The following is a 7,700-nucleotide window of genomic DNA, read 5'->3' as shown; positions in this document are numbered from 1 at the left end:
GGCGCGTTCAAGCAGCGACGCGACATACGCCGCGGTGAGCTCGCCGTCGCCTTCGGCAAAGACCTCGGCCATCAGCCGGAACGTCTCGCGTGCGAGAGCCACATCGGCCGGACCGAGCCGCCTGACCCCGATTTGTGCCTGTAGACTCATCGCCCCCTCGATGGTGACCTCGCTCAATCCACGTCCCCAAAGGACAGCTCAGTCTTCTGGGCCTACGATCACCGTCGTCGCCCGGCGACGTCAAGCTGCATGGACCTGACGTGGAGCGTCGCTGGTGGGTGGCCGCCGCTGAACGCCACGAAGTAGTCGAGGCCAGGTACGTAGAACACCTCCTCGCTCACGGGGAACAGCGCGAAGCGCAGCGACGCCCCGACTCGAAAGCCCAGCCCCTCGGGGTCGGCGGTGATGGTGACCGCCCCGAGCGTCGGCACGTCGTAGGTTCCGGCGAGCGCGGGGTGAGTCTTCGACTCGAGCCGAGCGAACCGGGTCGAGTCGTCGATCGGGCCGGGGCTGGACTCGAACGCCGCCACAAGCCCACGCTGGAGCCCGATGCGCTTCCACCACGGGATGCTGCTGTTGCTCACGAATGCGACCGACACCCGGTTCACTCGGTCCCAGTACACGAAGCTGTAGAACGCGTTGTTGTCGCCGGTGTAGTAGCACCGCACGCCTGCAGCATCGCAGTACCAGCTCAACCCCGTGATGCCGGAGTGCCCACCGCGGATGTCGATGTGCGTGCGGCCGGCCTCGACCACGGCGGCTGGCAGTGCCGTTCCCGCCGCGTTCGCGTCGCCCCATCTGGCAAGGTCCACCGAAGAGAAGTAGAGATTGGACGCGCCGAGGAAGGCCTCCATGTCGATGACGTCGTTGTCGGCCCACGAGCCGGCAGTCCACCGGTACCCCCGCGTGCGCACACCGGGCCAGTCGGCGAACCGCCCCGGCCTGCCGAAGGTGGCACGCATGCCGAGCCGCTCGAGGAAGCGGGCCTTCACGAACGCGTCGTAGCTCTGTCCGGACACGCGCTCGATCACCAGCGCTGCGGCGTCGAAGCCGAGGTTCGAGTACTCGAACATGGTTCCGGGCTCGAAGGCGGGCTCGGGCGCATGCCTGGCGACCACGCGCAGCAGGCCCACCGTCGTGCGCACCTCGTCCCGGGCGAAAAGGGGATCGAAGAAGCCGTAGTAGGCCGGCAAGCCATTGCTGTGGGCGAGGAGATGCCTGACGGTCGTCCGCGCATGCGGGTATTCAGGGACATAGCGGACGACCGGCGCATCGAGGTCCAGTCGGCCTTCCGAAGCGAGCCACCAGACGCCGGCGGCCGTGAAGGTCTTGGCAAGGGATCCGCCGTCGGACGGCGTGTCGGGTGTGAACGCGACACCGGCCTCGTGATTGGCCATGCCGAAGCCACGCCGATACACGGTCTCCCCGCCTCGCATGAGGACGATGGCCCCACTGAACTCATGGGCCGCGACGAGCGGCGCGACAAGGCCGTCGACACGTGACGCGAGCAGCGATTCGGACGCACGCGCTCGGTCCACCTGTTGGCGCGCGCACGCGCCGAGGCCGGCAGTCAGCAGGATGCACAGGCACGCACCGAGACCGCCCATGTGGCTCATCGTCGTCCCCACACACTCAGACGGTGGTGGTCCCGGCGTTCACGTCGCGACTCGACCGCCGGGCTGGACTGAGTCGCCATGCCGCCCACAACGACGCCGCACAGATCGTGAGCCCAAGCACGAAGCCGGGCGCTCGACCGATGGAGGCGACGAGTGCGGTGAGGGCGGTGGTGCGGTCCGCTTGCGCGACCAGCATCTGGACATAGCCGTCCAGCAGGAAGAACACGCTGGTCAGGAGCCACGGCCAACCCGTGCGCCAGTCCCTCAGGAAGAACAGCAGGCCGACCACCGAGCCCACCAGCGCGCTCATCTGCCCCGCTTCGGCGAATCGGGGTGGCGCCCCTGCCCCGTCCGCCCGGTACCCCGGAACGTAGCTGACGAGGGTGAAGAACAACGCGATCACCATGAACATCAGCGCCGTGCTCATGAGCAGCGCCCCGTGGACCTTGCGCTGCTTCCGCAGGAGGAAGGCGAGGAACACGAGCAGCGCCACTTCCAGCGTGAAGGCGACGTTCTGTACCACGAGCGTGTCCGCCCGGCCGACCACGGCGTCACTCGCGGCCGAGTGCACCGTCAGCAACGACACGCTGCCTATCAGGATCGGTCCGACGGCGAAGATCGACTGCCCGACGGCCCGATGGCGGGCGCCACTGCGCTGCCTGAGCAGCATCAGTTGCCCAAGCAACAGGAACAACCACGCCAGGCTGGTGACGATGTGCAGGGACTGGTACGCATCGGGGCCGGCCTCTCCGCCCGTGTACAGGCTGGAGAATCCGACCAGGCTCAACACGATCACCAGCACGAGAAAGGCGATCTCCAGCGTGTACTGCTGCCTCATGCAGCCCTCTCACCGCGACGGGCGCGGGTCAACGCCTTCCATGGCACCAATCGCAGACGAACATCGGCGGATGCGTCACTATGCCACCAGGACGGCAGTCTTCGCAGATCCGTGCCGCGTCTCGACAGACTAGGTCGTCGTGATCATCGGTGTCCGCGCGCCCACCGGTCCGTCACGTTCGACCGCGTCCAGCAGCCACTGGGCGACGTCGGCCCGTGCAATCGTCGACCCGACGCGAAAGTGTGTGCAGGTCCGCGCGCGGCCGGTCGGCGGCCCGTCGATAAGGCGCGTGGGACGCACGGCCAGCCAATCCAGCGTGCTCCCCGCGAACACGCGTTCCATCGTCGCCAGGTCCTCGAAGGCGATGCGGATGCTGCTGTGGGCGAACACCCAGCGCATGATCGGGGCGGTCTGCGCCGCGCTGTCGGCCACGCCAGCCGAACTGATGGCCACCACGCGGCGCACCGCCGAGCCTGGCACCCTCGCAGCCAGGGCGGCGGCCACCGGTCCCACCAGCGTGTGGTCGCCGTCGATGGCGGACCACGGATTGCGGGGATTGCGCCGGCGAATGCCGAGACAGGACACGACGGCCTCGACTCCGGTGCCGATGGCCTGGTCCAGCACCGCAGGATCCCGGACGTCACCGACGATGGTGGTCTGCGCGATCCCGGGCTCGAGCCCGCTGGAACCGCGGGCGATCACCGTGAGTTGGTGACCCCGCTGCGTCGCCAGGCGCGCAACCCAGCGTCCGCACCCTCCAGACGCGCCGAGCAACAACAGATGCATCCTCGACTCTCCGTGTGCGGCCTCTCTCCCCTTCCAGTAACGTGCCCCAATGGCTCAGCGAACTCCCTGCGCGCGTCGGGGACGCTGTCCGTGTTGCGCCGGTGAGGCGGAGGCCGCGACGGCCGTGCCGTCTAGACGAACCCTTGCTCCTCGTAGCTCGCGTAGCCGACCTTGGTGAGCGCCGCCAACTCCTTGAACAGCCGGGCGTCCGACACGGCGAAGTTGAAACACGACTTGCCCTGCATGCGGGCCTTGAGTTCCGGAGAGGCCGACGACAGCAGCTCGGGCTTCAGGTAGACCGGCATCAGGTGGAAGCTGACGTAGGACTTCTTCAGTTGGACCGCGCCGAAGAACAAGGGCTTCTTGTTCTTCTGGATGTGCCGTGTGTCGACGTAGAACTCGGTCTCGTCGTCACGCGTCACGGCGAGCCTGGCGCCGTACGGAGCCATGACCTTGCGAAGGTCGGCGAAGACTGCAGCGAAATCAGGCACGGTACCTCCTCGGACACTCGAACGCTCGAGTGGATTCCTGACGCGTGCCACTGCTGCGGACACGCCACGCATCACGACCGGTCACTCCCCCGCCAACTCCTGAAGGCGATCGAGGATGAAGTCCACATCCGCTCGTTCCGTGCGGAGGTTCATGAAGCAGGCGCGCAGGCCGCTACGACCCTTCACGAGAGCCGGGCCAAGGAATGCGTCACCCCCGTCGACCAGTGACGTCAGCACTCGTCGATTTCCGGCGTCGTCCAGTCCCCTGACGCGGAAGCAGACGCAGTTGAACACGACGGGCGCGAGCAACTCGAAGGCAGGGCGTCGCTCGATCTCGGTGCCCATGTGCAGGGCCAGATCGTGCATCCGTTCGATGGTGGCCGCAAAGGCATCGGCGCCAAAGTGCTTCAGGCTCCACCACACCTTCAACGCCTTGAAGGCACGGCTCAACTGCGGCCCCTGGTTGGCGAAGTCCACGAAGTCCGGGTCCTCCGACATCGTCAGGTAACTCGGCTGCGCGCTGAAGGCGTTGACCAGATGCTGGCGGTCGCGCACCAGGACGCAACCGGCCTCGAACGCGCAGAAGAGGAACTTGTGAGGGTCGAGTGACACGGAATCGGCAAGACCGACGCCAGCCATCGACTCGCTGAATCGCTCGCTCAGCGCGGCCAGCGCGCCGTAAGCGCCATCCACGTGCAGCCACAGCCCCTGCTCGCGACAGAATCCCGACAACTCCGCCAGCGGGTCGATCGCGCCCGTGGTCACCGTGCCGGCGCTGGCCACGACGCAGAATGGACGGCGCCCAGCCGCGCGGTCCGCCACCACGGCCGCCGCAAGCGCATCCAGTCTCAGTCGGAATCGTTCGTCCGTGGGCAGCTTCCGGAGGTTGTTGGTCCCGAGGCCGAGGATGGACACGGCCTTGTCGATGCTGCTGTGCGCCTCCTCCGAGGTGTACAGCACCAGCGGCGCACCGCCGCCCTGGAGTCCCTCCGCCCGGGCCGCACTGCCTAGGGCGTGATCGCGCGCCGCCGTCAACGCCACGAGATTGGCCATCGAGCCGCCGCTGGTCACGATGCCGCCGGCCGACCCGGGAAGGCGGAACAGGTCGGCGAACCACCGCAGGAGCGCCTGCTCCACGGCGTTGGCCGCCGGCGACAAGTGCCACAGGTTGCAGTTCTGGTTGAGCACGGCCGCCACGTGATCGGCGTACGGCGACAGCGCGTTGGGAGACGGCTGCACGTACGGCAGGAAACGCGGGTGCGCCGAGTGGGTGGAGTTGGGCACGACCACCGCCTCGAGCTCGGCGAACAGCGTCTCCAGCGGCATCCCCGAGCGTGGCAGGGGCTCGTGCGCGATCGCGCGCAGTGCCGCGCGGTCCACCGGTGGGTACACGGGACGGTCCGCGACGGTGGCCAGATACTGCTGGCTGAACTCACCAACAAGCGTGAGGGCGCGCGTGTGCTGCTCTGGCGTGAAGAGGAGCGGACCACCGGACGGTGAACTAGGCATGTCTTGATCGCACCGGCGACACCGGTGCCCGCCCCACATCATGCCCCACCGCGAGCATTCGTGTGCCGCGCTGGTCCCACAGCGAGGCGTAAGCACGGCATCGGGCGTACCTTGCCTGGGCGACGGCGCCGTGCCACGATGCGGCCATCCGGATCGTCACGCACCGTTGGCAGACTGGGCCCGGTGTTGCCCGATGTGAGGCGTCGCATGAGTCCGCAACAGCTTTCGTACGAGGAAGCACTCGAGGCACTCGAGCGCAACAAGCAGCGGCTGCTGCTCCTCCAGAACATTCTCGAGAGCCCGCACGGGGTGATCTTCTTCTCGCTCGACCGTGCGTACCGCTACACGTCCTTCGCCCACGCGCACGCCAGGACGATGGAGGCCATCTGGGGCGCCACCATCGAGATCGGCACCTGCATCCTGGACGTCATCCGTGACGACGCCGACAGGCAGAAGGCGAAGGCGAACTTCGACGCCGCGCTGTCGGGCGAGAACCTCCTCAAGGAAGAGGAGTACGGCGACGTCGATCTGCAGCGCACATTCTGGGAGAACCGTTACTCACCGCTGTACGACGACGCCGCACACATCAGCGGCCTGACCGTGTTCGTGACCGACATCACGGAGCGACGACAGACGGCCGAGCGACTCGCGAAGGCACAGGAAGAGCTGCGCCTCAGCCTCGAGGACCAGCTCAGGCAGTTGCGGGGCATCATTCCGATCTGCAGCTACTGCAAGAAGATCAGGGATGACGACGAGAGCTGGCAGCAGTTGGAGACGTACATCTCGTCGCACTCCGACGCGATGTTCAGCCACGGGATCTGCCCGACCTGCTACACGAACCTCGAGCAACTCATCGGACGGCGAGGGTAGGGATCGTCGGCGCATCGCGGCAGCCATCACGCGCCCTCGTTGGCGCCCCACCGCCTCTCCACTGCCCGCGGTGCTTGACGCATTCGAGGCATGGCGAACTCCTGGATATCCACCGGCTAGGTGTGCGGCTCGCCGAGGAGGGCCGCAGCCATCGTTCGGCGGTGTGGACGAATGCGGAACTCCCCGTAGCAGAGCAGACGCAGGACGGCATCGGGGCGGGCATACCAGCTCCCCCAGCCAAGCGGTGAGTCGCCGTGCATGTCCTTGGCGGAGGGATCGGCTCCGGCATCGAGGAGCATCTGAATGGTCTCCTCGGTGCCGAACGCGGCCGCCCGATGCAGGGGCGTTTCCGCCCTGGTTCGACAGTCCCGCATGAAGCCCCCGGTCTCCACTCCAGGCGTGGTCACGCGATTCGGATCGGCGCCATGACCGAGCAGCACGCGCACCACGACGTCATGCGCAAGCCGGTTGGGCGTGCACAGCGCCGCGTGGAGGGGCGTCTCTCCCGTGTCGGGCAGGGGTGTGTTGACGTCGGCGCCCTGCTCGATCAGGAACTCGCACAGGCGCCAGTGCCCGTGGAACGCCGCACCATTGAGGTCGAGATTGTCGCCCAGCGATGCCAGTGACTCACCGTTGGCGAGCAGGAACCGCAGCGCGCTGACATCCCCGTAGTAGGCGCACCACGTGATCAGCGGAGTACCGTCGGTGGTGACCGACGTGGCCGCGCTCCCTGCGGCGAGCACGTCGAAGACCAGGTCAGTGCGTCCGTCAGCAATCCGGTCGAGGGTCTTGGACATGGTTCTCCGGTCAGCGCGGTGGTCGGCAAGACGCCACGGTTAGTGTACGGCTCGGGCAGCGGGCACTGCGAGCGACACCGCGAGGACTACGCCGGTGCTGAGCGCCAGCGCCCAGGCCGCCCAATCAAGCAAGTGCCAGCGCGTGGCCTGCATGCGCAGTGCCTCGTCCACCGTGTCCCTGTAGCCGACCCCGACGACCGCCGCCTGGGCCGGGCCCATCACGAACGCGCTGAAGAGGCCGGCGGCGATGAACAGCGCCACCGCGACCAGGAGCAGTCGACGCCTTGCCGTCCGCCAGTTACCCGCGAGCGCGAGGAGCAGCAGGCAGAACGTCACCGCCGGCATCATGTCCCAGAACGGACCACTGTTGTACCCGTACTCGCCAGCGTACATCGCCAGCGACCGTGGCGGCGCCGCGGTCACCGTACCGACGATGACGACGACGGCGAAGAGTTGGGCGCCGGCCTGGAGCAGCGCGGATACCACGGCCGGGATGAGCGAGAGGTTGGCGATGGTCGGTGTTCTCACGGTCGTCTCCGGGAGGGGGCCGGCGCTGCACCTCGGCGTGCGCTGCCTGCCGTCGCAGGTCGGGTTGAGCGCATGGTCAGGCCTCATTCTGCTGTCGGCGTTTGGCGACTTTGCCTTCGGCGAGGCCATAGACCTCGAAGAGGAGGGTCCTGACGCTCTCAACGCCGCCAGCCGCCGGCCGCGATGGCTGGGGCCCGAACAGGCTTACCAGCGCTCCATGGTCGACAGCTCGGAATACTCCAACAGCAGTGCCGACGCAATCGCT

General features: G+C 67.4%; 9 protein-coding genes. 2 read left to right on the top strand and 7 right to left on the bottom strand.

Going from position 1 to position 7,700, the window contains the following annotated elements; genetic code table 11:
• Positions 1-218 precede the first annotated feature (218 nt).
• From ACIRDX_RS18380 to ACIRDX_RS18360, 5 genes are all read right to left on the bottom strand, one after another.
• Positions 219-1,607, bottom strand: coding sequence for a serine hydrolase domain-containing protein (locus ACIRDX_RS18380; protein WP_396626892.1), 1,389 nt, complete (start codon positions 1,605-1,607; stop codon positions 219-221).
• 25 nt (positions 1,608-1,632) lie between these two features.
• Positions 1,633-2,454 (bottom strand): hypothetical protein, encoded by an 822-nt coding sequence (locus ACIRDX_RS18375; RefSeq protein ID WP_396626891.1) that lies wholly within the window; start codon positions 2,452-2,454, stop codon positions 1,633-1,635.
• Positions 2,455-2,583: 129 nt separating this feature from the next.
• Positions 2,584-3,240 (bottom strand): NAD(P)-dependent oxidoreductase, encoded by a 657-nt coding sequence (locus ACIRDX_RS18370; protein WP_396626890.1) that lies wholly within the window; start codon positions 3,238-3,240, stop codon positions 2,584-2,586.
• Positions 3,241-3,371: 131 nt separating this feature from the next.
• A complete protein-coding gene (locus tag ACIRDX_RS18365) occupies positions 3,372-3,731 on the bottom strand; it encodes a hypothetical protein (RefSeq protein WP_396626889.1) in 360 nt (119 codons plus the stop codon).
• An 81-nt stretch (positions 3,732-3,812) separates the two neighbouring features.
• Complete coding sequence (locus ACIRDX_RS18360) at positions 3,813-5,240, bottom strand: pyridoxal phosphate-dependent decarboxylase family protein (protein ID WP_396626888.1); 1,428 nt, start codon at positions 5,238-5,240, stop codon at positions 3,813-3,815.
• Between the two features lie 207 nt (positions 5,241-5,447).
• On the opposite strand from ACIRDX_RS18360, the gene ACIRDX_RS18355 reads away from it, so the two are divergent.
• Positions 5,448-6,110 (top strand): PAS domain-containing protein, encoded by a 663-nt coding sequence (locus tag ACIRDX_RS18355; RefSeq protein WP_396626887.1) that lies wholly within the window; start codon positions 5,448-5,450, stop codon positions 6,108-6,110.
• 116 nt (positions 6,111-6,226) lie between these two features.
• Here the strand turns inward: ACIRDX_RS18355 and ACIRDX_RS18350 are convergent, their stop codons facing one another.
• A complete protein-coding gene (locus tag ACIRDX_RS18350; RefSeq protein WP_396626886.1) occupies positions 6,227-6,907 on the bottom strand; it encodes an ankyrin repeat domain-containing protein in 681 nt (226 codons plus the stop codon).
• A 39-nt stretch (positions 6,908-6,946) separates the two neighbouring features.
• Positions 6,947-7,435, bottom strand: coding sequence for a hypothetical protein (locus tag ACIRDX_RS18345; protein WP_396626885.1), 489 nt, complete (start codon positions 7,433-7,435; stop codon positions 6,947-6,949).
• Between ACIRDX_RS18345 and ACIRDX_RS18340 the strand changes: the two genes are divergently transcribed.
• On the top strand, positions 7,419-7,700 hold a 282-nt coding region (locus ACIRDX_RS18340), incomplete at its 3' end, for a hypothetical protein (protein ID WP_396626884.1). The two genes, ACIRDX_RS18345 and ACIRDX_RS18340, sit on opposite strands and share 17 nt — an antisense overlap.

This window comes from Luteitalea sp. (assembly GCF_044337415.1).
GTDB lineage: Bacteria > Acidobacteriota > Vicinamibacteria > Vicinamibacterales > Vicinamibacteraceae > Luteitalea.
This window is presented reverse-complemented; position numbering and strand designations above follow the sequence as displayed.